The organism is Sphingomonas sp. PP-CC-3A-396 (genome assembly GCF_004343105.1).
Taxonomy (GTDB): domain Bacteria; phylum Pseudomonadota; class Alphaproteobacteria; order Sphingomonadales; family Sphingomonadaceae; genus Sphingomonas.
The window spans coordinates 229386-252496 of sequence record NZ_SLYF01000007.1; the positions used below are offsets into that span (position 1 = coordinate 229386).

Below are 23111 nucleotides of genomic sequence, written 5' to 3' on the forward strand. Positions count from 1 at the left end.
AGCCGGGATCAACCCGACTCGCCCGGAGAGGATCATGACCGACTTCACTACCTTCGCCGACGGCCTTCGCTTTCCCGAGGGCCCGGTGGCAATGCCCGACGGCAGCGTCATCCTCGTCGAGATCGAAGCCGGCCGGATCACCCGCGTCGCCCCGGACGGTACGAAAACGACGGTTGCCGAACCCGGCGGCGGCCCCAACGGCCTCGCGATCGGCCCCGACGGCAAGCTCTATTGCTGCAACAATGGCGGCTTCGGGTGGCGCGAGACGAACGGCTTCCTCACCCCGCACGGCCAGCCGGACGACTATTCGGGCGGCCGTATCGAGCGGATCGACATCGCCACCGGCGCGGTCGAGATCCTCTACAAGGACGGCGATTTCGGCTGCGCGCTGCGAGGACCCAACGACATCGTCTTCGATTCGCACGGCGGCTTCTGGTTCACCGACCACGGCAAATCACGCGACCGCGCACGCGACATCACCGGGATCTTCTACGCGAAAGCCGACGGGACCCAGCTCGAAGAAGTGATCTTCCCGAGCGAAAACCCCAACGGCATCGGCCTCTCGCCCAACGGCAACACGTTGTACGCAGCGGAAACCTACACCTGCCGCCTGATAGCGTTCGACATCGTCGCGCCCGGCAAGGTCGCCAGCGCCGCGGGCACGCCACTCTACCGCCCCGCCGGCTACAAGTTCTTCGATTCGCTCGGTGTCGAGGCGTGCGGCAACATCTGCGTTGCGACGATCGGCGAATGCGGGATCAGCGTGATCTCGCCCGCCGGAGAGCTGGTCGAGTTCGTCGCCACCGACGACGTGTTCACCACCAACATCTGCTGGGGCGGAGTGGACGGCATGGACGCGTACATCACCTGCTCGGGTAGCGGCCGGCTGGTCAAGACGCGGTGGAGGCGACCCGGCCTGATGCTCGCATACTGAACTGTCGTGCGCAGCGACGTTGCCGAGCGATTGGCGGCGCCTTATGCGGTGACCAGGATTTGAGGAGGATGCATGGCGAACAAGCGCTACACCGATGCGGCGACGGCACTCGAAGGCGTGCTGTTCGACGGCATGACGATCTGCGCGGGCGGGTTCGGGCTGTGCGGCATCCCCGAACGCCTGATCGACGCGATCGAGGCGTCGGGCGTCAAGGACCTGACGATCGCCAGCAACAACGCCGGGATCGACGGGCAGGGGTTGGGCAAACTGCTCCGCTCGCGGCAGGTTAAGAAGATGATCTCGTCCTATGTCGGCGAGAACAAGGAGTTCGAGCGGCAGTATCTCAGCGGCGAACTCGAGGTCGAGTTCTGTCCGCAGGGCACGCTCGCCGAACGGTGCCGGGCAGGGGGAGCGGGCATCCCCGGCTTCTACACCAAGACCGGCGTCGGCACGCAGGTCGCCGAGGGCAAGGAAACGAAAGTCTTCGACGGCCAGGAATACATCCTCGAACGCGGCATCCGCGCCGATCTCGCGATCATCAAGGGCTGGAAAGCGGACGAAAGCGGCAACCTGATCTTCCGCAAGACCGCGCGCAACTTCAACCAGCCGATGGCCACCGCGGGGAAGATCTGCGTCGCCGAGGTCGAGGAGATCGTCCCCGTCGGCAGCCTCGATCCCGATACGATCCACCTGCCGGGCATCTACGTGAAACGGATGATCGTCGGATCGCCGTACGACAAGCAGATCGAGTTCCGCACCGTCCGCGAGCGGGTTTCCACGTGATCCACTCTCGGTTCTCCTGCGAACGCAGGAGCACAGGGTCGCGAGCGTTGCGGGCGGTATCCTGGGCCCCTGCGTTCGCAGGGGCACTGGCGCTGCAGGGATGCGTGAGCGTGTCCGCGCCGACCTCGATCGCAGCCACGCCGACTGTCTCCGCGCCCGTCACGGTCGACGGCGTCCCAGCCGGCATGCAGTATCTCTACGCCTCGGGCGAAGCCGCGGCAGTCAGCATCCAGGCTTGGAACGCGCTCGTCGGCTATGTCCGCACGCAACGCACGCCAACCTCCGTGGTCCTCGCGAAAGGCGCCTCGCTCGCCGCCCCCACCTGGACCTCCTGCGGCACCAAACCAAAAGCAGCAGTGTTCGACGTCGATGAGACGGTCCTCCTCAACCTCGGCTTCGAATACGACGCATCCTCCGGCCGACCCTGGTCCGATCCCCGCTGGCAGGACTGGGAGCGCACCGGCGTCAAGCAGGTCGCCCCCGTCCCCGGCGCCCTCGCCGCGCTCACGCAACTCCGCGCGATGGGTGTCACGGTGATCTTCAACACCAATCGCTCCGCCGCCAACGCCGTACAGACTGAGGCCACGATCGAATCTGCCGGCCTCGGCCCCGCGCGTCACGGCGAGACGTTGTTCCTCGCCGGCGACGACGCGATGGGCTCGAAGAAAGACGGCCGCCGCGCGACGATCGCCGCGAGATACTGCGTCGTCGCGATGGGCGGCGACCAGCTCGGCGACTTCAGCGACCTGTTCAACGCCGGCCAGACCCCCGCGGCCCGCCGCGCCACGGTTCAGTCGCCCGCGGTCGCGGCGAAATGGGGCGCAGGGTGGTTCGTCCTGCCCAACCCCGTCTACGGCACCGCGCTCAAAGGCAACCGCGACGAGGTGTTCCCGCCAGCAGTCCGCTGGGCCCCGACAGGAGGCGTACGCTAATGGCCGACCATCCCAACGCGATCGCACTCGACAAGGGCGCGCAACTCACCAGCGAATCGGTCGAGGTCGCGCGCATCTGGATCACTAACGGCGCCGGCAGCAACGTCCTGATCGACGCGGGCACCCTCGAGGATCCGACCGTGTTCGGCTACCTTCTCGCCGACACGATCCGCCACGCCGCGCGCGCCTATGCGGGCACCTGGGGTCTCGACGAGGATGCCGCGTTGCAGGCGATCGTCGACGGCGTCGGCACCGAGCTCCGCGAACAATTCACGACCATCACCACCATCCAGGAAGGAATGCACTGATGCCCTGGGACCGTAACCAGATGGCCGCGCGCGCGGCGCAGGAACTGAAGGACGGCTATTACGTCAATCTCGGCATCGGTATCCCGACGCTGGTCGCGAACAACATCCCCGAGGGCATGACCGTAACGCTCCAGTCGGAGAACGGCATGCTCGGGATCGGCCCGTTCCCCTATGCGGGCGAGGAAGACGCCGACCTGATCAACGCCGGCAAGCAGACGATCAGCGAACTCCCCTCGTCGGTGTATTTCAGCTCGTCGGACAGCTTTGCGATGATCCGCGGCGGCCATATCGACCTCACCGTGCTCGGCGCCATGGAGGTCAGCGAAGGCGGCGACATCGCCAACTGGATGATCCCGGGCAAGATGATCAAGGGCATGGGCGGCGCGATGGACCTCGTCGCGGGCGTCAAGCAGATCATCGTCGTGATGGACCACACTGCCAAGGACGGAAGCCCCAAGTTCATCCCGTCGTGCACGCTGCCGCTGACCGGCAAGAACGTCGTCGACATGATCGTCACCGACCTCGCCGTGTTCCAGCGCCCCGATCACGATAGCCCGTTCAAGCTCGTCGAGATGGCGCCGGGCGTCACCGCGGACGAGATCGCCGCGAAGACCACCGCGCGCTACACCGCCTGATGGGCTACACTCTCGTCACCGCGAACCGGAATTATTCGAGCTGGTCGCTGCGCCCCTGGGTCCTGATGAAGGCGCTCGGCATAGACTTCGAGGACCGGATCGAGCCGTTCCTGGAGCCGGTGAATTACGAAGCGTTCCGCGCCTTCTCGCCGACCGGGCAGGTGCCGGTGCTGATCGACGGCGAGCGGACGGTGTGGGATTCGCTCTGCATCGTCCTCTACCTCGCCGAGCGCCACGACGGCGTCTGGCCTTCCGACGCCGAGGCACGCGCGTGGGCGATCTGTGCCACGGCGGAGATGCATGGTGGGTTCTCCGCGCTGCGGAACGAGCGGACGATGAACGTCGGCGTCCGCGTCGACGCCGCCCCCGGCAGCGACGCGCTCGACCGCGACGTTGCACGGATCGCCGAACTCTGGAGCGAGGGACTCGACCAGTTCGGCGGTCCTTGGCTCGCTGGCGCCGAGTTCACCGCCGTCGATGCGTTCTATGCGCCGGTTGCGTTCCGCGTCCGGACCTATGGGATCGACGTCGGTCCGGCTGGACTCGCCTGGGTCGAGCGGATCATCGCGCACCCGGCAATGCGCGAATGGGAAGCGACCGCGCTCGCAGAGACATGGCGCGAGGAAAGCCACGAGGCCGACCTCGCAACATGCGGATCGATCACCGCGGACTTCCGCCGCTGATGCGCCGCGCCGCGATCGTCATAGCGCTGATCGTGATCCTGATCGCAGGCACGGCGTTCACCGCAGGCCCCGGCACGCTCAGCGTCCTCGACGGCATCATGGGCGGCGGACGCGGGACGGCACGCATCCGCGAAGGTGTCCCGTTCGGCACGCACGGCCAGAAGCTCGACGTCTGGCGCCCGTCCGGCGGCGTCAAGACTGGCCTGCCGGTGCTGATCTTCTGGTACGGCGGCGGCTGGGTGCACGGCTCGCGCGGCGCCTACGCGTTCGCCGCGCGCGCCTATGCGAAGGCGGGCTACGTCGTCGTCATGCCCGATTATCGGAAAGTGCCCGACGTCCGCTTCCCCGCCTTCCTCCAGGACGGCGCCGAAGCCGTAAAATGGACCCGCGACCACATCGCACAGTCCGGCGGCGACCCGAACCGGATCGCCGTCGCCGGCCATTCCGCGGGTGCCTACACCGTCGCGATGCTGACGCTCGACGAGCGCTGGCTGAAGGCTGAAGGCGTCGACCCGCAAATCATCAAGGCCGCGGTAGGCCTGTGCGGCCCGTACGACTTCTACCCCTTCACCGCGAAACGCGCGATCGACGCGATGCAAGGCGCCGCCGACCCGGTGATGACCCAGCCGATCCACTTCGCGCGGGCGGACGCGCCGCCGATGCTGCTGATCACCGCCGGCGACGACACGCAGGTCAAGCCGCACAACGCGATCAACCTAACCGCGCGGCTGAAGGCGCTTGGGGCGCCGGTGACTCACATCGATTATCCCGGTCTGAGCCATGAGAACGTCGCGATGGCGCTCTCGAAGCCGTTCCGCGGCAAGGCCCCTGTGCTCGCCGACAGCGTCGCGTTCCTGAACGAGGCGATGCCTGCGCGATAGACTCGCCCCACCCCAAAGTCCGTCACCCCCGAAGTCCGAAACCCCCGAAGTCTGTCCCCCGGTAATCCGTCACCCCAGCGAAAGCTGGGGTATCCCAGTTGGCGGATACCGCGACCCAAACCGCGAGATACCAGCTTTCGCTGGCATGACGGATAGGGGGCAGCGGGCGAACCATCATCTCCCGATCGCACCACACGTCCGCCTCAGCGACCGAAAATTACATCGAACCTTGGCCTCTCACCCCTTTTCGGTTAACGCGCGCTCCATCATGGCTACTCCACAAACGCTGTACGAAAAGATCTGGGCGGCGCACGTCGTCGAACGCCGCGACGACGGCACCTGCCTGATCTATATCGACCGCCACCTCGTCCACGAAGTCACCAGCCCGCAGGCCTTCGAAGGCCTGCGCGTTGCAGGCCGCAAGGTCCGCCGCCCCGATCTGACGCTCGCCGTCCCCGATCACAACCTGCCGACCACCGCGCGCAAAGACGCCGCCGGTCGCGTCCTGCCGATCGCCGACCCCGAAAGCGCGCAGCAGCTCGACGCACTCCGCCGCAACACCAGCGAGTTCGGGATCGACTATATCGACGCGATGGCGATCGAGCAGGGCATCGTCCACGTCGTCGGCCCCGAACAGGGCTTCACGCTGCCCGGCACGACGCTCGTCTGTGGCGACAGCCACACCTCCGCACACGGTGCACTCGGCGCTTTGGCGTTCGGGATCGGCACCAGCGAAGTCGAGCACGTCCTCGCCACGCAGACATTGCTGTTGTCGCAGGCCAAGACGATGGAAGTCCGCGTCGACGGCGAACTCGGCTTCGGCGTCAGCCCGAAGGACGTCATCCTCGCGATCATCGGCAAGATCGGCGCGGCGGGCGGTACCGGCCACGTCATCGAATTCACCGGCAGCGTGATCCGCAACATGTCGATCGAAGGTCGCCTGACGATCGCCAACATGTCGATCGAGGCGGGCGCGCGCGCCGGCCTGATCGCGCCCGACGACACCACCTTCGCGTATCTCAAAGGTCGCCCGATGGCTCCGACCGGCGAGAATTGGGACCGCGCGGTGACGTGGTGGCGTAGTCTCGCGACCGATGCCGGCGCGCGTTACGACAAGTCCGTCACGCTCGACGCTGCCGATATCGCACCCGGCCTCACCTGGGGCACCAGCCCCGAGGACGTCGTGCCGATCACCGGATTCGTCCCCGAGCCGTCGAGCTTCGCCGACCCCGCCAAGCAGGCGGCCGCACAGAAGTCGCTCGATTACATGGGCCTCACCGCCGGCACCGCGATGCGCGACGTGCCGATCCAGCACGTCTTCATCGGCAGCTGCACCAACAGCCGCATAGAGGACCTCCGCGCCGCCGCGGCGATCGCCGACGGTCGCCATGTCGCGACCGGTGTGCGCGCGCTCGTCGTCCCCGGCTCGGGCCTCGTCAAGCGCCAGGCCGAAGCCGAGGGGCTCGACCGAATCTTCATCACCGCCGGTTTCGAATGGCGCGAGCCGGGCTGTTCGATGTGCCTCGCGATGAACCCGGACAAAGTCCCTGCGGGGGAGCGTTGCGCTTCCACGTCGAACCGTAATTTCGTCGGCAGACAGGGTCCCGGAGCGCGCACGCATCTGGTATCACCCGCGATGGCGGCGGCGGCGGCGGTGACCGGTAAGCTGAGCGACGTCAGAGAGTTGATGGGGGAACGAGCATGAAGAAGGTATTCGTACTGCTGGCGGCTGGCGCGATGATCAGCGGCGTAGCGGCCTATGTCGCATCGGCGCGCACCACGCCGGAGCGCACGGGGTTGGAGCGCACGGAACAGCGATGACCCCCGTCACGACCGTCTCGGGCCGCGCCTATCCCTGGGGCGCGAAGAACATCGACACCGACGTCATCATCCCGGCGCACTGGCTGAAGACGATCACGCGCACCGGCCTCGGCCGCGGCGCGTTCGAGACGGTCCGCGCGCAACCCGGCAATATCTTCGATGACCCGCGCTATGCCGGCTCGCCGATCCTGATCGCGGGCGATAATTTCGGCTGCGGCTCCAGCCGCGAGCATGCCGCGTGGGCGCTCGCCGACATGGGCATCACCGCGGTGATCGCGCCAAGCTTCTCCGACATCTTCTCAGGCAACGCGTTCAAGAACGGCATCGTCCCCGTCGTGCTTCCTCAGGAAGCGATCGACCGCCTGATTGAGGTCGCCAAGGACCAGATCGTCACCGTTGACCTCGAGACGATGACCGTCACTACCCCGTTCCAGGATCGCTTCACCTTCGAACTCGACGCATTCCGTCGCCAGTGTCTCATGGAAGGGCTGGACGAAGTCGGCCTGACGCTGGCAAGGGATACCCAGATTTCGAAATTCGAGGAGGCGGTCGCATCGAATCGCCCCTGGACGACGGTGGAGAGCGGGTATGCGAGCATTGGTGTCGAAGGCAGTCGGCGGACCTGAAACTCTGGAAATGGTCGAGCTGCCCGATCTGGTAGCCGGCCCCGGGCAGGTCGTCGTCGCGGTGAAAGCCTGCGCGATAAACTTCCCCGACGTCCTGATCATCGAGGACAAATACCAGTTCAAGCCGCAACGCCCGTTCGCACCGGGCGGCGAGATCGCCGGCACGATCGATTCGATCGGCGAAGGCGTCACTGGTTGGGAAATCGGCGACCGCGTGATCGCGATGCTCGGCCACGGCGGCCTGTGCGAGAAGGTCATCGCCGACCCCGCCAAGCTCTACCGCCTCCCCGAAGGCCGCAGCTTCGCCGAGGGTGCCTCGCTGATCCTCACCTACGGCACGACGATCCACGCACTGCTCGACCGCGGCCATATCCAGGCGGGGCAGACATTGCTCGTGCTCGGCGCGGCCGGCGGGGTGGGGCTCGCGGCGATCGAACTCGGCAAGGCGTTCGGCGCCAAGGTCGTCGCCGCGGTCTCGTCCGAGGAGAAGGCCGCCGCGGCCAAGTCCGCCGGCGCCGACGAAACGCTGATCTATGCCCGCGCCCCGTTCGACAAGGACCAGTCCAAGGCACTCGCCGAGCAGTTCAAGGCGGCAGTCGGTCGCGACGGTGCGCACGTAATCTACGATCCGGTCGGCGGCGACTATGCCGAGCCCGCGCTGCGTTCGATCGCATGGGAGGGCAAGTATCTCGTCGTCGGCTTCCCCGCCGGTATCCCGCGTCTGCCGCTCAATCTGACTTTGCTCAAAAGCTGCGACGTCTGCGGCGTCTTCTGGGGCGCGTTTGCCGCGCGCGATCCGAAAGCCAACCAAGCGCACATCGAAACGCTTTTCGCCTTGTGGGCGGAAGGCAAGATCGCGCCGCGCGTGACCGAAACATTCGCGTTCGAGGATGGCGGCAAGGCGATCGCGAAGATGGCCGCGCGCGGCGCGATCGGCAAGCTGGTGGTCGAGGTCGGCTGACCGCAACCCGCCGAAGCAGCGGTGATTATTGCGCGCGGGCGGTCGCCGACCTATCTCAGGCCGGAGTACGAGACTGAACGGGGACCTGCGCAATGACCACATTCGACGATCGCGAACGCGCCAGCGAGGCGAATTTCGCGCGCGAAGAGGAAATGGCGTTCCGCATCACCGCGCGTCGCAATCGCCTGCTTGGCGGCTGGGCCGCGCACGAGATGAAGCTGACCCCCGAAGAAACCGATGCGTATGCGACCGCGCTGGTCCATGCCGACATGGAGGGCGGCGGCGATGACGACGTCGTCCGCAAACTGGTCGGCGATCTGACCGCGGCCGGGCTCGACCATGACGAGGCGACCGTCCGCCGCGCTCTCGCGCAGCAGATGATCGAGGCCCGTCGCCAGCTGCTGGAGGCGCAATAACATGCCGATGGCTGCCGACGATATCGCGACGATGATCCGCGACGCGATTCCCGATGCGCAGGTCGAGATCACCGATCTCGCCGGTGACGGCGATCATTATGCCGCAAAGGTCGTCGCGCCGAGTTTCGCTGGCATGAGCCGCGTGAAGCAGCACCAGGCGGTCTATGCCGCACTCGGTGGCCGCATGGGCGGCGTGCTGCACGCGCTTCAGCTTACCACCGCAATTTCCTGAGGACCCAGAGATGACCCAAGATATGACCGACGACACCAACGCCCGCATCGACGCAGTGGTCAAAGCCAGCCCCGTAGTCTTGTTCATGAAGGGCAGCCCGCTCTTTCCGCAGTGCGGCTTCTCCAGCCGCGCGATCGCGATCCTCAACCATCTCGAAGTCGAGTTCGAGAGCGTCGACGTGTTGCAGGACCAGGGCATCCGCCAGGGCATCAAGGCCTATTCGGATTGGCCCACGATTCCGCAGCTTTATGTCGATGGCGAGTTCGTCGGCGGCTCGGACATCATGATGGAAATGTACGAGAGCGGCGAACTGGCAGAACTGTTCGTGAAGCAGAAGGCTGGCTGAGACGCGCGCCGCTTTGCGCATCCTTCAGCCTACACTGACAAACGTCGCCCAAGCGAAAGCTGGGGTATCAGCATGAGGCGGGCGACATCGGCATCGATGGAGACCCCAGCTTCCGCTGGGGTGACGGACTGGCGTCGCAAGCAGCCGCCAGCGCCATGTTCGATCGGCCATGATTGGAAATGTCACCGGGGCGGGTGGATCGACGCGAGACCGGACGGTAGCGGTCGATCCACCCTGCTTGAACGCCGCGGCGTTCGGTGACGTGGCAGACGATGCAGTGCGTATGCCAAACACGATTTATCGCGGATTAGTGCGACATTTGTTAGTTAATGCCCGGACGCGCCGCTGCTGACCTGTAAAAAACGGCGACACATCCGCCTGATCAGAGGATCTTGTCATCGCCGACAATCACGGCCATCTCGGTCCCATGGCTGAGCATCCGACCGGTCTCCCGATCCAGCTCGAGCCTCTCGTCATCCGCGTGCTCGCGCCGAATCCGTCACCCTACACCTATACCGGCACGCAGACGCACATCGTCGGCACGACCGATCTGGCGGTGATCGATCCCGGTCCCGACGATCCCGCGCATGTCGCCGCGCTGATCCACGCGATCGACGGTCGTCCGGTCACCGCGATCGTCGTCACGCACCACCACCGCGATCACAGTCCTGCGACGCGGCCGTTGCAGGCCATCACCGGCGCGCCGATCGTCGGAGCGGCGCCGTTCGCTCTCGATGATGCGAGCGCGCGGGCGGATGCATCGTTCGACGCCGACTATGCGCCCGATCGCGTGCTCGTCGAAGGCGATACGATCACCGGCGTCGGCTGGACGCTGGCGGCGATCGCGACGCCCGGCCATACCTCGAACCATCTTGCCTTCGCTTTGCCCGAGACCAACGCGCTGTTCTCAGGCGATCACGTCATGGGCTGGTCGACGACGATCGTCTCGCCGCCCGATGGCGATATGGCGGCGTACATGGCGAGCCTCGAAAAGCTGATGGGTCGCGACGACCGGGTCTATTATCCCGGCCACGGTGAGGCGATCGACAAGCCACAGCGGCTGGTGCGCGGCATGCTCGGCCATCGCAAGCAACGCGAGGGGCAGATCCTGCGGCTGTTGCGCGCCGCCCCGCAACCGATTGGGCGGATCGTCACGCAGATGTATGTGGGGCTCGACGCGCGGCTCGTTCCCGCCGCCGAGCGTTCGGTGCTGGCGCATCTCTACGACTTGCAAAACCGTGGCTTGGTGATCGAGGAAGGCGAAACATGGCAGATCAAAAATTGACCGAACCGCGGCAGGGCGCTGGGATTGGCGGCTTCCTTGCCAAGGCGGCGGGCTTCGTCGTCATCCTCGTGCTCGCCGGGCTGCTCGCGCTGTGGGGCGTGCAGCGCTATGTCAGCGACCGGCTGACCCCCGATCCGACGACGATCGCCAGCGCCAGCCTCGAGGGCCTGCGCGAGCAGAACCGGCTGTCCGCCTTCGCCGCACGCTATGTCGCGGTCGTGACCTCCAAACAGTCGCAGCTCGGCTTCACCACCGAGAAGACGCTGATCATGCCCGGCATGGTGCGGTACGAGGTCGACATGGGCAAACTGACGCAGGCCGATGTCGCGTGGGACGGCACCAGCAAGACGCTGTCCGTGCGCCTGCCCGCGGTCGAGGCGGATGGCCCGCAGGTCGATCTCAACGCGGTCCGCGAATATGGCTCGGGCGGCGTCCTGACCACCTTCACCGATGCCGAGAAGAACCTCGATGCCGCCAATCGCCGCGCCGGCCAGATCGAACTGATTCGGCAAGCCCGCGAACCCGCGATGATCAAGCTTGCGCGCGACGCCACGCGCCGTGCCGTGGAACGCAGTTTCGCGATGCCGCTGCGGGCCGCAGGGATCGACGCGACCGTCGCGGTGCGCTTCGCCGACGAACCGATCGCGACCACCGAGCGCTGGGACACCTCGCGCTCGTTGCAGGACGTGCTAGGGAATCGTCGCTAGAAGACGGGCGCTAAACTCGGGATACGACCATGGAATTGAACCAGAACTTCGCCGGCATCGACATTCGCGCCGAGATCGAGCGCCTCCGCAAGGAGAAGAACGCGGTCATCCTCGCGCATTACTACCAGAAGCCCGAGCTTCAGGATCTCGCCGATTTCGTCGGTGACAGCCTCGACCTGTCGCGTAAGGCGGCGGCTACCGACGCCGACGTCATCGCGTTCTGCGGCGTGCGGTTCATGGCTGAGACCGCGAAGATCCTGTCGCCCGACAAGATCGTCGTGCTGCCCGACATGGACGCCGGCTGCAGCCTCGAGGACAGCTGCCCGCCCGAACAGTTCGCTGCCTTCCGCGCAAAGCATCCCGATCACATCGCACTCACCTACATCAACTGCTCGACCGAGGTGAAGGCGCTCTCCGACATCATTGTGACCTCGTCGTCGGCGGACACGATCCTCGCGCAGATCCCGCCCGAGCAGAAGATCATCTTCGGCCCCGACCGCAATCTCGGCGGCTATCTCGCGCGGAAGACCGGTCGCGACATGCTGCTCTGGCCAGGCGTGTGCATCGTCCACGAGGCATTCAGCGAGACCGAGCTGATGAAGCTCAAGGCGCAGCACCCCGATGCGCCCGTCGTCGCACATCCCGAATGCCCGCCGATCATCCTAGATCATGCCGATTATGTCGGGTCGACCCGCGGGATTCTCGATTACGCGCTGGCGATGCCCGGCGACACGCTGATCGTCGCGACCGAGCCGCACATCATCCACCAGATGGAAAAGGCGTTGCCGAACAAGCGGTTCATCGGCGCACCGGGCGCGGACGGCAACTGCAACTGCAACATCTGCCCGTACATGGCGCTCAACACGCTGGAAAAGCTCTACGTCGCGCTGCGCGACCTGAGCCCACGGATCGAGATCGAGGAAGGGCTTCGCCTTCAGGCCAAGAAGAGCCTCGATCGGATGCTGGAAATGGCGTCGAACACGGTAGGGAAAGGCGACCTGGGTCCTAAATAACGACCGTGCACGCCGGACAAACGAGCCGGGCGGGCCTCGACCCGTCCGACCATGCCTCTCATTTAGGCCGGAACAACATCCAGGCTTAGCTGGGACAGCGCCTGATCGATGTGGATGGCCGCCAGCGGCATTTGCAGGGCATCCGCCAATGCGAGGGCCTCATCGAGCAAAGCGTTCAAGCGTGCGACATCGGCCATCGTTTTCGTAGGCATTGTTGGATCCTTGAGTAACAGTCCTGCAACTCGCCAATCAGCCGTTTGTTCCCAGCATCGTCAAAAAATTATTCCGAGTCATCCGTCGGCGGTATCTGCTGGTCCACATCATCGCTTTTTGGCAATCGAGCCGGCATCGCCGGTCGGTAATATTTGGGAGAATCTACGTGAACGCAGCATTGCCCGAATCGTTCGATATCGACGGGTTCGTCGCCGCGACCCTGGCGGAGGACCTTGGCACGATTGGGGACATCACCTCCGCCGCCGTCATTCCTGCCGATGCCCGCTTTACCGGTGTGATGGATAGTCGCGATCCCATCGTCGTGGCGGGTTTGGCGCTCGCCGAAGCGTTTTTCCGGGCGCTCGATCCCAGCGTACATATCGAACGTCTCGTGCAGGACGGCGAATCGGTCGCGGCCGACACCGATCTGCTTCGTCTCGAGGGTGCAGGCCGAGCCTTGCTGACGGCAGAGCGATCGGCGCTCAACACCGTCCAGCATCTGTCGGGAATCGCGACGATGACGCGTCGCTATGTCGACGCCATCGCGGGAACAGGCGCTATCCTGCTCGACACGCGGAAAACAATCCCGGGACTGCGCGTGCTGGAGAAATATGCGACCCGCATGGGGGGCGCGCAAAACCATCGCATGGGGCTGTGGGACGCAGCGATGATCAAGGACAACCATGTCGCGGTTGCCGGCGGCGTGAGCGAAGCGGTGCGACGCGCCAAGACGGCAGGGATCGCGCATATCATCGTCGAGGTCGATCGGATCGACCAGATCGAACCCGCGCTCGCGGCGGGTGCGACGCACCTGTTGCTCGACAATATGGCGCCAGCGATGTTGCGCACGGCGGTGACGTTGGTCGACGGGCGGGTGCCGACCGAAGCCTCGGGCGGCGTCGCCCTGGATACGATCCGCGCAATCGCGGAAACCGGCGTCACCTATGTCTCGGTCGGCCGCTTGACGCAGTCCGCACCGGCGGCGGATATAGGGCTCGATTTCACGACAACATGACGCCTCATCCGCGTGGCTACGCATGCGTGACGCGACACCGGGCAGGGGGCCGAGACAATGAACAGATCGCCATCGATATTCTGGCCCGATCAGCGGCGGCCCGATCAGCGGCGTTTCGCGGAGAAGGGCCTACTGGCGCCGATTATGTCCGCGATCGGTCGGTCGGGTCGGGCCGTAACTATCAGTGCCGATTCGACCTCACGGGCATCGATGCCTGTGTCCGGTCTACGGCGCGGATTGGCTGGAACGAGCCTCGTAGCCGCGGCGCTCGCATTGCCGGTCGCGGCGCAAGCTCAGACCTATCAATGCTCGGCGCCGTCATCGGTCGAGCGTGTTCGTCCCGATCTACTGTCGGACAGCCAGCCGAAACGCGATATTCCGATCGGCAGCTATACGCTGGCGATCACATGGGCACCGCAATATTGTCGCGACAACGGCAGTCGCACGGGCTCGACATTTCAGTGCGCGGCGGGAAATCGGTTCGGCTTTACGCTGCACGGGCTGTGGCCCGATGGCATCGGCAAGGACTGGCCGCAATATTGTCATGACGCGGAATTCGTACCGCCTCCGGTGATCAAGGCGCATCTCTGTACGACACCTTCCGCACAACTGCTTCAGCACGAATGGGCCAAGCACGGCACCTGTATGCCGGGGTACCGTCCCGCCAAATACTTCGCCCAATCGGCTGCACTCTATGGCAAACTGAAATTCCCCAACATGGACGCCTTGTCGCGAACGTCACTGACGGCGGGGCGGTTCGCGGCGGCGATGGCCAGCGCCAACCCAGGCCTGAAGGCCGACATGATGCGTGTAACCGCGACAAAGCAGGGGTGGCTGGACGAGGTCTGGATCTGCCTCGATCGGCGTTTTCGCTACCGCCGCTGCCCGGTGCATCAGGGTGGTCTGGCGGTAGGTGCCCCGCTCGAGATCTGGCGAGGCTCTCGCTAGCCGCCGCCGCACCGCGATCGACGGCGCCGTCAGATTTCGAGCGTCGCCGTCGACGGATGGTGCTTGTCGAGATGCTTCTTGATGATCCGCAGGTTGCGCGTGTTCGAGCGGAAGAAGAAATCGGGGATCGCGCCGACGAACGGGATCATGCCTAGCGCCCAGTCGACCCCGACATTGCCGAACATCCGCGCCATCTGAATTTTCGACATGCCGATGTTGCGGGCCTCCCACGCCATCCACGCGCCGACCGCGGCGGCGATCGTGCTGCCCACGAACGGGATGATGTCGAGGATCACGTCCATGCCGACTTTGCGGTTGGTGCCGGGAATCGTGACCAGCCCCTCCATCACGCGCTCCATGGCCTCGACACGACGGCGAACCGACAAGGCGTCGCGTCCCATCGGAAGCGTATCGAGGATCGATCCAGGAGCTATGCGCGTCGGGCGTTGGGTCATGGCTGTCAGTTGGTGTCGGCGCGCAATCGGTTCAACGGGTGCCAGGCTCGCGTATTGGGCTGCCATTGTCGTAACCGGGTCGATACGAGCGACCATCGCAGCGGCCGCGCGAGCGGGATGAAGGCGACGTCGGCGTTCATCGCGACATCCGCGGCGGCGATCCGCTGCGCCCTCTCCGCGAGCGTCGGCGCCTCGCGCGCTGCGGTGATCGCCGCCTGCGCGGTCTCGCCACATACGACGCAGGCCGTTGCCAGATACCAGCGCGCGCTATCATAGGGCGCGACCGCATCGACCAGCATCAGGTCGGCGTCGCTACCCAGCGCGACGCGGTACGGCGTGATCCCGACTGCGATCAGCGAGGCCGCCACCTGCGCATACAATAATGTCGCGCCAGGCCCGTTCGGGAGGGCGATTCGCAACGTCACCGGTCCGCCACCCCATCCAGCAACCCGCTGCCGCGCGGCAACACGACGCTCGTCCTGCGTCAGCAGCGTCCAGGCGGGCACCTGGGGCAGCGCGGCCGAATCAAGGATATCGGGAAGAATACGATCGGCCGCGTCCCAGGCTGGAGCGATCGCCGTCGTCAGCGCGGTGCGATCGATCGCTTCCGCCACGGCCTCGCGGTTCGCGGCATCTGCAAGAAACCCATCGCGGCGAATGATGGCCAGTCCGAAGAGTCCGGCGGCAGGGTCGACGCGGATGGTGGCGGGCGATATCTCGGTGGTCGCGAGCAGGGGCCAGTCGACGAAGCTGCCACCGCTGACGAGGTCCGAGTCCCGATGGGCGAACCGCGCAATCGCCCGTGCCGCCCGTTCGCCGATCAGCCGGACATCTTCTTCGGGCTTGGTCACCCGCTGGTCTTCGGGATCGGCCTGGTTGGGATCGAAGGCCGGGCGCAGCAACGGCGCGCGCCCGCGTCCGTGCGGCGCAACCCGAAACGGTCCGCTCCCGCCGGACGGCGTCAGCCGCAGCAAACCAAGCTCGGGTTGCGCGAACAGCTTCAACAGATCGGGACGCGGGCGGCCGAGTCGCACTTCGATAACCTGCGGCGTCATCGCGACGATCTCGTCGATCGCGGTCAGAAAGGGTGCCAGCGGATTGCGCGAACCGGGTGCGATCTGACGGTTCAGAATGGTTACGACCTGATCCGCCGTCACCGGCGTGCCATCGCCCCAATCGCCCTCCCGCAGGCGAAAGATGTAGCTCATGCCACCGTCGATCACGATCCAGCGTTCCGCGAGGCCAGGCTCGATCTGTCCAGCGGCGTCGAACCGGACGAGGCCCTGTGCGGTCGAGTCGATCAGCAACCGGCTTGGCGTGTCGACCGGTGCACGGCGGGCATCGACGATGTGAGGTGGGGGCCCGATCGCGCTGACGATCACCGCGCCGGTATCGGGGCGACGTCGCTCGCACCCCGTCAGCGTCGCGGCAAGCACGACGCAGGTCGTTAAAAGAAGGGCCGCGCTGGTGCGGACGGCGGGAGTGTACCCCGTTTTCCTCACAAATCGCAGAAAACCGTTACTTTCAGCCCCTCCGCCATCACTGTTACTCCCTCCTCTTTGTACCTCTTTTTCGTCCGTGCAGTCAAGGCGGGGCCGGGCGGGGGAGCCGCCGAGAGGTGCAAGAGAGAGCATGATGGCACTGGTATGCGGGATCGATCGGGCGGACAATCTGGTAAGCGATGGCGCCGCCGTCCTGGAGCTGGTCGCTGAGGTATCCGAAGGGGGCCTGGAGCTTCACCTGTGCGGCGGGAACATGTTCGCGGATCACATAGGGTGCGGCGTCGTCGTAATCGACCAAGTCGACCCGGAGTCCCAAGAGGGTTAATCGTTCGCACTGACATCGGCGTGCCTGGAGACCCTAAAGGCGTTCGACGGCGCTTCGGTCGACCTGGGGGAGGGTGCTGCCGGCCATTCCATGGGTGGGCGTTTACGTCGTCGATCAGGTCCCAGCGGACGGCTCAGAGACCCATTGGATCGTGCTGACACGGGAGGACTTGGAGACCCTGCTGGCCTGGGTGGACTAGGAGCTCCTGGGGGGCACTGAGAGGCAGTCGTGGTCTAGGGCCCACAGAGGTAGCTGCCGGCCCCGTGCGGGACTCAGAGACTCTCCTAGCGGCCTATAGTCACGGATCGCCCTCACGGTTGGGCTTCTTGATCCGAGTTCCGTCAACTGTACTGAAATACGCGATCGGCTCGTCATCATCGATCGTCATGGCAAACCAATGGGCGTGGGGCCGGTAGACGCCGTCTCCCATTCCCTCGAATGGCTGAGCCAGTAGGACGACGCCAGCCATTGAGCCGATGTAGTAGCGGTAGCCCTTGGGGTCGCTGACGATCACGAAGGGCTCTTCGGTCCGCGCCTCCTCGACGATCACCGGGCCAGTGGAGCCGGGCAGCACGATACGGACGAGGTTGCCCAGGGCGATCTCCTCGCGGATCGTCCACACGAGGCCGGTTTGCCATGCCCTGGGAGCCGACTGGGGCTCGCTCGTCTCTTCCGTTTCCATCCCTGTATCTTACGCAACGCTGAGTCGCCGCCTAGTCGAAAAAAGAACCCCCGGCGTCCCGAAGGAGGCTACGACTTTGGTCGGGCAAGCGCGGTGAGTTTGGCGGGGCTCAGCGCCTTGGTTGTCGCGAACCGGTTGAAATCAAAACGGAACATCATCGTCAAGGTCATCGCTAAAGAAACCATGAGGTTGCGGTTTGACCTGAGGCGTAGTGTAATCGGGCAGGACCTTTGGAGGCGGTTGCAGGCGTAATCTTTCCGCTTCCTCGGCAGCTTTATCAGCGCCGATGTAACCTATGATCCTAGTGATCGTATCTTTCGCTTCAGGACCATTCGCCAGAGCCGTTGTTCCAGCGCCCGCGATCGTCATTATGGACGCGGCAATCGCCATCGTGCGGGCAAAGCTCAATCGTTTCTTTGAAAGTTCATCCTCCAGATCATCGAGTTTGTCGAAAAGTGCAGCTTTCTTTTTTTCCTCAATATCAGATTGCCTGATAGAAAGGCGAAGTTGGTCGATCTCTTGCTGAATCCTCGCTTTGGTTACCCGTCCGAGTTCGACAGAGTGCGGCTTGGCGACTAACTGGCCCTGCAAGCGCACGCGAGCGACGACTCCGGCGAGGTGAACCTGAAACATCTGGTACTTATCGTAATTCGTAACATCATGTCCGAGGTCCGGCAGGCCTTCAACACCAAGGGCATCTGCGATGCCAGTTACGATACTGATGAACTGTGCGCGGATTTCCGTAGAGAAGTCACCTGAGCTGGATTGATCAAGAAGTCGACCAAGGTTTGTCTGCGCGACCCGCACGAGTACAGCAAATTTGTCGTTTGCCTCTTGTGGAAGCGCCTCGTAGGTTTCTTCAGGTATCAAGTCGTACTCAGACATGCAGCCCCCGGTCCCGCAGTAAGGAGCCTGTTTGCCCGTACATTGAGGGAGGCGCAATAATCATGGATCATCCCAAGTTCTCAGCGTGAGGCCACAAGCGACACCAACGCGCTGCAGGGCGATCGGTGGCGTAGGTACCAAGCTGGGCAGCGCAGGCGCAGCCCAATGTCCTTCAAGGCAACCTGACCGTCTGAGCCCTGAATGTCTGATATGGAGAGGTTAGCGGACGTTGCGGCGTGCGAAAATATAGGACGGTGCGTTGCTTCGGTCCATCACCTCAATGCTGGACGGATCGCGCTCCCGATCAAGTCGCAGCTTGAGCGGATATGCACTTCGATCGATATCGAGCCGGTTGCTGGCGACACTTACAAGAGCTTTTGGCAGGACGTAAGCGCCGCCCTTATCCTGTTCGACAACATAGGAGACAGCTTCGTTCCCGCCCCGCAATTCACCACCTTGCAGGGTCAAAACGCCACAGCAGGGATTGTAATAAGTCCCATCTGCACTGGTCGCAGATAATCGTGGTTCGTCAGTCGAGAGAATGATGATCCACGCAGCTACGATGCCAAGCACCAGCGCGATCGATACCCATTTGCGAGTTGCCATAGGCCCTCATACCAGATGTGGGGATGTCCGCTATTGGGCGTTAGCGGACACCCCCGATTTAGCTACGGCTGAAACATCCGCTTCCCCTTCCGTCTCCCATTGAGCCAAGCCTCGACCTCCTGAATCCACGTCTTCCCAGGGTCCGGCATAGCGAACCAGCCATCGGCCTCGTCGTCCTCAGGGACCGGCGGGGCCTTTTCGCGACTGGCGGGCAGTAAGAGCACGTCGGCGCCGGGGAAATAATCGGCTCTACCCCCAGCAATCCTTTAGGGACCGGCGGGTGTACTCAGGGTCGGACTGGCGCTGTGGCCGCGCGAGCGAAGCCGTCGATTTCGAACCCGATTGACCACGAACCGGCGGCGGGAACCCAGCGGTGCAGGAAGGGACCCAAAGGGGCCCTAAATGGCTGAAGTCCTAGCCTCCGCCGCCAATTCGGGAGGCCGGCCTATAGTTAGGCGCCGCCGCCGACCGTAGGGACTTGGAGGGGACTGGCGGTCTTCGTGGAGGGCATTGGCGTTTCGGTCCGGGCCTGTCGCGAACTGATGGGGACATTGGACTTGGGAGCCGTAGCCTGTGTGTCGATGATACTTCATATCATGGGCTTGCAAGGGCCGGCGTGGGACCCTGAGGGACCGGGGAGACCCGCCGTGTCCCGATGTCTAGCTGAGGTATACCTGTACGAGTCGATGCCGTGATACACTTTTTCCGTCTCGATAGGGTTGACTTGGGGCAACGAGACGTTCACTCGTTGAACATCTTAGAGCCTAACGAGACGAGTAAGGGACATGGCAAGCATCATCGGTTACGCACGGGCATCCTCGGACGATCAGGACTGCACGATCCAGGAGCAGGCCCTCCAGGCGGCAGGGTGCACCATGATCCGGTCGGAGAAGCGGAGCGGCACGTCGCTGGTCGGGCGGAGTGAGCTGGATACGATCCTCGCCTTCCTTCAGGCTGGGGACACGTTGATGGTCACGCGGATTGATCGCCTGTCGCGGTCTGTGAAGGACCTGGAGGAGCTGGTCGAGACGCTGAAGACCCGTGGGGCGTACCTCCGGGCCACGGAGCAACCGATCGACACCTCCACGCCCGCAGGCACGGCGTTCCTTCAGATGCTTGGGGTCTTTGCTCAGTTCGAGACGGCGTTGCGCCGGGAGCGCCAGATGGAGGGCATTGCGAAGGCGAAGGCCGCAGGGGTCTACAAGGGCCGCAAGCCCTCTGTGGACGTCGCCCAGGTCCGCCAGATGAAGGCTGAGGGCGTCGGTCCGGCGGAGATTGCCCGGCGCCTGGGAATTGGACGTGCGAGCGTCTACCGGGTCCTTGGAGTCGCTGAGGAGGCGGGGGCGTGACCACGGGTCGGCGGGGACGGCTCGACACCCAAGGGCCTGAGGTGTACATACTGTATAGGCATTATGTGCAGGGAGAGCGGTTTTGGTAGTGCGGTCGGGCGGAGTTGAAGTCCCGAATAGATCAGCCCGGACGTGGACGAGGCAGCAGCTAGAGAAGGCCACGGTACACCGCACGGACACGCCGGACCGGCTGTACCTCGACGATATCCACGAAGCCACCGCGCTCTTCCAGCCCCGCTTCGATAGCATCGCGTATGCTCCCGGCCGCAGCGAAGGCCACGTGGCACGGCTGGGCCAAGTCTTAAAGCGCGGGGCGGCACTCGACCCTGTAACGATCGTGTCCTTTGGGTCGGAGTGGTTCCTGGTGGACGGCCATCATCGGCTGGCCTCCTATCGGGCCGCCCGCTGGGATAAGCCGATCCCGGTCCAGCCGGTACATTCCGACACCGTGGGGGACGAGCGGATCGCCTGGGCCATTGGACTGAGTTTGGCCGATAACGGTAAAAACCGCCTCTCGATGAGCGCCGAAGACAAGGCAGACGCAGCCTGGAGAATGACTGTCCATTCCGGCGCGGCGCTGTCCAAGTCGGAGACGTCTAACCAATGCGATGTCGCTACATCGACGGTCGGAAACATGCGGCGGGTGGTCAAGAAGCTCCGGGAGTATGGGGTCCGGGAGCCTGAGCTGGAGCGACTGGGGTGGAGGCACGCGCAATCAGCGCTGAAGAACCACGAAGATGAGACGGGGGGCACGGCCAGCGATTGGGACGAAAAGCGGGCGCGTATACTGGCGCGGAAGCTCGCCCCGGTCATGGAAACCCACCCCACAGCCTCACAACTAGCGGCGGCGCTGGAGGCTTACGAGCCGGGGATCGTCTTGCAGATGCAGCTTGCCCAGGCCGCCGAGAGCGAGGACGACGGAGAGGACTGAAGGGGCCCCGCTACACGCCGTCCACCGGGAACCGTGGTATCTTCTCGATAGCCTCTGCGCGGGCCTGCGGGGACGGCGAGCCATACTTCCTGCCTTGCGTGGTCGGCGCGTGTCCCTGGATCGCGTCGGCCATGCGCTCCTCAATACCGGCGTCGTAGGTCGCGGACTTAAAGAGGTGGCGCCATGCGTGGTTGGGCGCGATGCCCTCATCGTCGATCCCCACGACCTTTCGGACCCATTCGCCCAAGCGCTCGCCTACCTTGGCAACGTGGCGATTAGCCGGTCCCTCAACGCGTTGGCGGCTTGGATCATAGAAGATGGGGCCGCTCCCCTGCGCCTCCACAACCGCAAGGAACCCTTGGTCAATCAGATGCGGATGGATCGGGACAAGGCGGGCCTTGCGGTTCTTCACCGTTCCGGCGCTAGGTGTGATGTCCATCATCCAATGGCCGTCGACCTTTTTGACATCCTCTGCCCGGAGCTGGGAAAACTCGTTTACACGGGCCCCGCTGTAGGCACACAGCCACGGTATCCATCGGCGGGCCAACGCGTGTCCCTTGGTCAACTTATTGGCCGGCGGGATCAGGCTGGCCCTCAGGATCGCCAAGGCCTCGTCGGACGTGAAGTAGCGTTCGCGTAACTGTTCGGTGGCCGGGATGCTGACAGGCAGGCCAGCGGCGACATTGTCCTTCAGCTTATTGTTGTCCACCGCCCAGGACAGCATGGCTTTGACCGATCCGATGTACTTGCCGCGTACAGTCTTCGGATGCCGGAGTCCGCCCCGTCTGGTCGTCTCCTTTAGGAGAGTATTGCGCCAGTCCAGGAGGTTCTGTCGCGTCAACTTGGCGGCGTCATCGTGCCCCAGGAAGGTGACTAGGTGGGCGACGCAGGGCCTCCAGTCCTTTGCCGTTGTCGGACTGATTTGCGACTCTTCCGCGTATTCGTCGAATGTCTCTAGCATGGGGACCCGAGAGGACCGGATGGCCCCAGCCGCCACCTCAGGTGCGGCGGGCCGGGCCGGAAGCTCCACCGCTTGTCCGGAGAGCTGCGCCAGGGCGAGAGGGCCCACACGGATAGCGGCGTCGTTCAATTCCCGGCACAGCCTATTGAACCCTTCCGCGTCCTTTGGGTCGACCACTAGGTCCTGTTCGCTCAGGAGGGTCCGGGCGTGCTTGCTCCAGTAGGCTTCGATCGCCTCGGAGTCGCCGTCACCCCGCCATTCGATGAAGTCGGGCAGGCACTCTTCCCAGCCGTTGCGGACACGCTGCGCCCACTCGGGGCCTTGTTCCCATCGCTCCAGGCCTTCACGCTCCAGCCACTCAATCTCGAACACCTTCCCCAGGTAGGCGACTCGGGGAGTGTCGAGGTCATCGTAAGTCCCGGCAGCGGCCTTCCGGGCCTTGGCGACGATCGTGTCATACCGCGCTGTTGCCTCAGCGAACGCCGTACCGAACTGGGCCGAGTCGGGGTCCTTGGTGCCCATAGAGAGCTTCAAGACAGCCGGAGGCTTTCCCGTAGGTCCGGCTGGGACGAACGGGATCAAGCTGGCCGGGTAGGCCCTGAGATAGATCAATCGGCCGGTTTTTTTGTGAACTTGGATATGTTTCACGATGATACCCATTGGCGCTCTTTGTACC

28 protein-coding genes are annotated in these 23111 nt (G+C 64.4%); 21 read left to right on the forward strand and 7 right to left on the reverse strand.

Translation table 11 applies throughout. The features are described from left to right. Positions 1-34: 34 nt before the first annotated feature. The 16 genes from C8J40_RS15105 to nadA all read left to right on the forward strand — a co-directional run bounded on the left by C8J40_RS15105 (position 35) and on the right by nadA (position 12563). Positions 35-934: an SMP-30/gluconolactonase/LRE family protein gene (locus C8J40_RS15105; protein ID WP_132897714.1), complete on the forward strand. Its 900-nt coding sequence runs from the start codon at positions 35-37 to the stop codon at positions 932-934. Between the two features lie 72 nt (positions 935-1006). Further along, positions 1007-1717, forward strand: coding sequence for a CoA transferase subunit A (locus C8J40_RS15110; RefSeq protein WP_132897715.1), 711 nt, complete (start codon positions 1007-1009; stop codon positions 1715-1717). Between the two features lie 185 nt (positions 1718-1902). Beyond that, complete coding sequence (locus C8J40_RS15115) at positions 1903-2649, forward strand: HAD family acid phosphatase (protein WP_132897789.1); 747 nt, start codon at positions 1903-1905, stop codon at positions 2647-2649. Further along, positions 2649-2957 carry a DUF5076 domain-containing protein gene (locus C8J40_RS15120; RefSeq protein WP_165911470.1) on the forward strand — a complete coding sequence of 103 codons (309 nt, stop codon included), beginning with the start codon at positions 2649-2651 and terminating at the stop codon, positions 2955-2957. Before C8J40_RS15115 ends, C8J40_RS15120 begins: the two co-directional genes overlap by 1 nt. After that, positions 2957-3592, forward strand: a complete 636-nt coding sequence (locus C8J40_RS15125; RefSeq protein WP_120299824.1) for a 3-oxoacid CoA-transferase subunit B — start codon at positions 2957-2959, stop codon at positions 3590-3592. The genes C8J40_RS15120 and C8J40_RS15125 overlap by 1 nt, the downstream gene beginning before the upstream one ends. Then, the gene (locus C8J40_RS15130; RefSeq protein WP_132897717.1) at positions 3592-4275 is read left to right on the forward strand and encodes a glutathione S-transferase family protein; all 684 of its coding nucleotides are present in this window, start codon (positions 3592-3594) and stop codon (positions 4273-4275) included. The genes C8J40_RS15125 and C8J40_RS15130 overlap by 1 nt, the downstream gene beginning before the upstream one ends. Continuing rightward, a complete protein-coding gene (locus C8J40_RS15135) occupies positions 4242-5156 on the forward strand; it encodes an alpha/beta hydrolase (protein WP_243693412.1) in 915 nt (304 codons plus the stop codon). Before C8J40_RS15130 ends, C8J40_RS15135 begins: the two co-directional genes overlap by 34 nt. A gap of 265 nt (positions 5157-5421) precedes the next feature. Then, on the forward strand, positions 5422-6861 hold the full coding sequence (gene leuC, locus C8J40_RS15140) for a 3-isopropylmalate dehydratase large subunit (protein WP_132897791.1): 1440 nt from the start codon (positions 5422-5424) through the stop codon (positions 6859-6861). 112 nt (positions 6862-6973) lie between these two features. Further along, positions 6974-7603, forward strand: coding sequence for a 3-isopropylmalate dehydratase small subunit (leuD, locus tag C8J40_RS15145; protein WP_132897718.1), 630 nt, complete (start codon positions 6974-6976; stop codon positions 7601-7603). Next, entirely contained in the window at positions 7566-8564 is a 999-nt protein-coding gene (locus C8J40_RS15150) for an NADPH:quinone oxidoreductase family protein (protein WP_207901245.1), read from the forward strand. The genes leuD and C8J40_RS15150 overlap by 38 nt, the downstream gene beginning before the upstream one ends. A gap of 92 nt (positions 8565-8656) precedes the next feature. Further along, complete coding sequence (locus tag C8J40_RS15155; protein WP_132897719.1) at positions 8657-8980, forward strand: DUF1476 domain-containing protein; 324 nt, start codon at positions 8657-8659, stop codon at positions 8978-8980. A 1-nt stretch (position 8981) separates the two neighbouring features. After that, on the forward strand, positions 8982-9212 hold the full coding sequence (locus C8J40_RS15160; protein ID WP_056420018.1) for a BolA family transcriptional regulator: 231 nt from the start codon (positions 8982-8984) through the stop codon (positions 9210-9212). A 22-nt stretch (positions 9213-9234) separates the two neighbouring features. Then, on the forward strand, positions 9235-9558 hold the full coding sequence (gene grxD, locus C8J40_RS15165) for a Grx4 family monothiol glutaredoxin (RefSeq protein ID WP_132739603.1): 324 nt from the start codon (positions 9235-9237) through the stop codon (positions 9556-9558). 427 nt (positions 9559-9985) lie between these two features. After that, the gene (locus C8J40_RS15170; protein ID WP_132897720.1) at positions 9986-10843 is read left to right on the forward strand and encodes an MBL fold metallo-hydrolase; all 858 of its coding nucleotides are present in this window, start codon (positions 9986-9988) and stop codon (positions 10841-10843) included. Then, complete coding sequence (locus C8J40_RS15175; RefSeq protein ID WP_132897721.1) at positions 10825-11550, forward strand: DUF4230 domain-containing protein; 726 nt, start codon at positions 10825-10827, stop codon at positions 11548-11550. Before C8J40_RS15170 ends, C8J40_RS15175 begins: the two co-directional genes overlap by 19 nt. A gap of 29 nt (positions 11551-11579) precedes the next feature. Then, positions 11580-12563, forward strand: a complete 984-nt coding sequence (gene nadA, locus C8J40_RS15180; protein WP_132897722.1) for a quinolinate synthase NadA — start codon at positions 11580-11582, stop codon at positions 12561-12563. 62 nt (positions 12564-12625) lie between these two features. On the opposite strand, the gene C8J40_RS20925 is transcribed toward nadA, so the two are convergent. Continuing rightward, on the reverse strand, positions 12626-12760 hold the full coding sequence (locus C8J40_RS20925; RefSeq protein WP_279388898.1) for a hypothetical protein: 135 nt from the start codon (positions 12758-12760) through the stop codon (positions 12626-12628). Positions 12761-12942: 182 nt separating this feature from the next. On the opposite strand from C8J40_RS20925, the gene nadC reads away from it, so the two are divergent. Together nadC and C8J40_RS15190 are read left to right on the forward strand one after the other, a co-directional pair. Further along, on the forward strand, positions 12943-13791 hold the full coding sequence (nadC, locus tag C8J40_RS15185) for a carboxylating nicotinate-nucleotide diphosphorylase (RefSeq protein WP_132897723.1): 849 nt from the start codon (positions 12943-12945) through the stop codon (positions 13789-13791). 237 nt (positions 13792-14028) lie between these two features. Continuing rightward, a complete protein-coding gene (locus tag C8J40_RS15190; RefSeq protein WP_243693413.1) occupies positions 14029-14739 on the forward strand; it encodes a ribonuclease T in 711 nt (236 codons plus the stop codon). Between the two features lie 29 nt (positions 14740-14768). Here the strand turns inward: C8J40_RS15190 and C8J40_RS15195 are convergent, their stop codons facing one another. Next, the gene (locus C8J40_RS15195; RefSeq protein ID WP_243693414.1) at positions 14769-15140 is read right to left on the reverse strand and encodes a DUF4112 domain-containing protein; all 372 of its coding nucleotides are present in this window, start codon (positions 15138-15140) and stop codon (positions 14769-14771) included. Between the two features lie 59 nt (positions 15141-15199). After that, positions 15200-16630 carry an ABC transporter substrate-binding protein gene (locus tag C8J40_RS15200; RefSeq protein ID WP_243693415.1) on the reverse strand — a complete coding sequence of 477 codons (1431 nt, stop codon included), beginning with the start codon at positions 16628-16630 and terminating at the stop codon, positions 15200-15202. Between the two features lie 196 nt (positions 16631-16826). Between C8J40_RS15200 and C8J40_RS15205 the strand changes: the two genes are divergently transcribed. Further along, positions 16827-17021, forward strand: coding sequence for a hypothetical protein (locus C8J40_RS15205; protein WP_132897727.1), 195 nt, complete (start codon positions 16827-16829; stop codon positions 17019-17021). Between the two features lie 298 nt (positions 17022-17319). Here C8J40_RS15205 and C8J40_RS15210 read toward each other — a convergent pair whose 3' ends face one another. The 3 genes from C8J40_RS15210 to C8J40_RS15220 form a co-directional block, all read right to left on the reverse strand. Continuing rightward, positions 17320-17703, reverse strand: a complete 384-nt coding sequence (locus C8J40_RS15210; protein WP_132897728.1) for a hypothetical protein — start codon at positions 17701-17703, stop codon at positions 17320-17322. Between the two features lie 141 nt (positions 17704-17844). Then, entirely contained in the window at positions 17845-18588 is a 744-nt protein-coding gene (locus C8J40_RS15215) for a hypothetical protein (protein WP_132897729.1), read from the reverse strand. Between the two features lie 219 nt (positions 18589-18807). Then, entirely contained in the window at positions 18808-19194 is a 387-nt protein-coding gene (locus C8J40_RS15220) for a hypothetical protein (protein ID WP_132897730.1), read from the reverse strand. Between the two features lie 785 nt (positions 19195-19979). Here C8J40_RS15220 and C8J40_RS15225 point away from each other — a divergent pair. After that, positions 19980-20543: a recombinase family protein gene (locus C8J40_RS15225; protein ID WP_132897731.1), complete on the forward strand. Its 564-nt coding sequence runs from the start codon at positions 19980-19982 to the stop codon at positions 20541-20543. Between the two features lie 82 nt (positions 20544-20625). Beyond that, complete coding sequence (locus tag C8J40_RS15230; RefSeq protein WP_132897732.1) at positions 20626-21474, forward strand: hypothetical protein; 849 nt, start codon at positions 20626-20628, stop codon at positions 21472-21474. Positions 21475-21484: 10 nt separating this feature from the next. On the opposite strand, the gene C8J40_RS15235 is transcribed toward C8J40_RS15230, so the two are convergent. Continuing rightward, positions 21485-23095: a recombinase XerD gene (locus C8J40_RS15235; RefSeq protein WP_132897733.1), complete on the reverse strand. Its 1611-nt coding sequence runs from the start codon at positions 23093-23095 to the stop codon at positions 21485-21487. Positions 23096-23111 lie beyond the last annotated feature (16 nt).

Coding starts and splice junctions, on each gene's coding strand:
- C8J40_RS15170 (WP_132897720.1), top strand. CDS start 9,986: ATGGCTGAGCATCCGACCGGTCTCCCGATCCAGCTCGAGCCTCTCGTC.
- nadA (WP_132897722.1), top strand. CDS start 11,580: ATGGAATTGAACCAGAACTTCGCCGGCATCGACATTCGCGCCGAGATC.
- C8J40_RS15225 (WP_132897731.1), top strand. CDS start 19,980: ATGGCAAGCATCATCGGTTACGCACGGGCATCCTCGGACGATCAGGAC.
- C8J40_RS15115 (WP_132897789.1), top strand. CDS start 1,903: ATGCAGTATCTCTACGCCTCGGGCGAAGCCGCGGCAGTCAGCATCCAG.
- C8J40_RS15195 (WP_243693414.1), bottom strand. CDS start 15,140: ATGGGACGCGACGCCTTGTCGGTTCGCCGTCGTGTCGAGGCCATGGAG.
- C8J40_RS15210 (WP_132897728.1), bottom strand. CDS start 17,703: ATGGAAACGGAAGAGACGAGCGAGCCCCAGTCGGCTCCCAGGGCATGG.
- C8J40_RS15110 (WP_132897715.1), top strand. CDS start 1,007: ATGGCGAACAAGCGCTACACCGATGCGGCGACGGCACTCGAAGGCGTG.
- C8J40_RS15235 (WP_132897733.1), bottom strand. CDS start 23,095: ATGGGTATCATCGTGAAACATATCCAAGTTCACAAAAAAACCGGCCGA.
- C8J40_RS15120 (WP_165911470.1), top strand. CDS start 2,649: ATGGCCGACCATCCCAACGCGATCGCACTCGACAAGGGCGCGCAACTC.
- C8J40_RS15175 (WP_132897721.1), top strand. CDS start 10,825: ATGGCAGATCAAAAATTGACCGAACCGCGGCAGGGCGCTGGGATTGGC.
- C8J40_RS15205 (WP_132897727.1), top strand. CDS start 16,827: ATGATGGCACTGGTATGCGGGATCGATCGGGCGGACAATCTGGTAAGC.
- C8J40_RS15160 (WP_056420018.1), top strand. CDS start 8,982: ATGCCGATGGCTGCCGACGATATCGCGACGATGATCCGCGACGCGATT.
- C8J40_RS20925 (WP_279388898.1), bottom strand. CDS start 12,760: ATGGCCGATGTCGCACGCTTGAACGCTTTGCTCGATGAGGCCCTCGCA.
- grxD (WP_132739603.1), top strand. CDS start 9,235: ATGACCGACGACACCAACGCCCGCATCGACGCAGTGGTCAAAGCCAGC.
- C8J40_RS15130 (WP_132897717.1), top strand. CDS start 3,592: ATGGGCTACACTCTCGTCACCGCGAACCGGAATTATTCGAGCTGGTCG.
- C8J40_RS15220 (WP_132897730.1), bottom strand. CDS start 19,194: ATGGCAACTCGCAAATGGGTATCGATCGCGCTGGTGCTTGGCATCGTA.
- C8J40_RS15155 (WP_132897719.1), top strand. CDS start 8,657: ATGACCACATTCGACGATCGCGAACGCGCCAGCGAGGCGAATTTCGCG.
- C8J40_RS15125 (WP_120299824.1), top strand. CDS start 2,957: ATGCCCTGGGACCGTAACCAGATGGCCGCGCGCGCGGCGCAGGAACTG.
- C8J40_RS15150 (WP_207901245.1), top strand. CDS start 7,566: ATGCGAGCATTGGTGTCGAAGGCAGTCGGCGGACCTGAAACTCTGGAA.
- C8J40_RS15105 (WP_132897714.1), top strand. CDS start 35: ATGACCGACTTCACTACCTTCGCCGACGGCCTTCGCTTTCCCGAGGGC.
- C8J40_RS15135 (WP_243693412.1), top strand. CDS start 4,242: ATGCGGATCGATCACCGCGGACTTCCGCCGCTGATGCGCCGCGCCGCG.
- C8J40_RS15215 (WP_132897729.1), bottom strand. CDS start 18,588: ATGTCTGAGTACGACTTGATACCTGAAGAAACCTACGAGGCGCTTCCA.
- leuD (WP_132897718.1), top strand. CDS start 6,974: ATGACCCCCGTCACGACCGTCTCGGGCCGCGCCTATCCCTGGGGCGCG.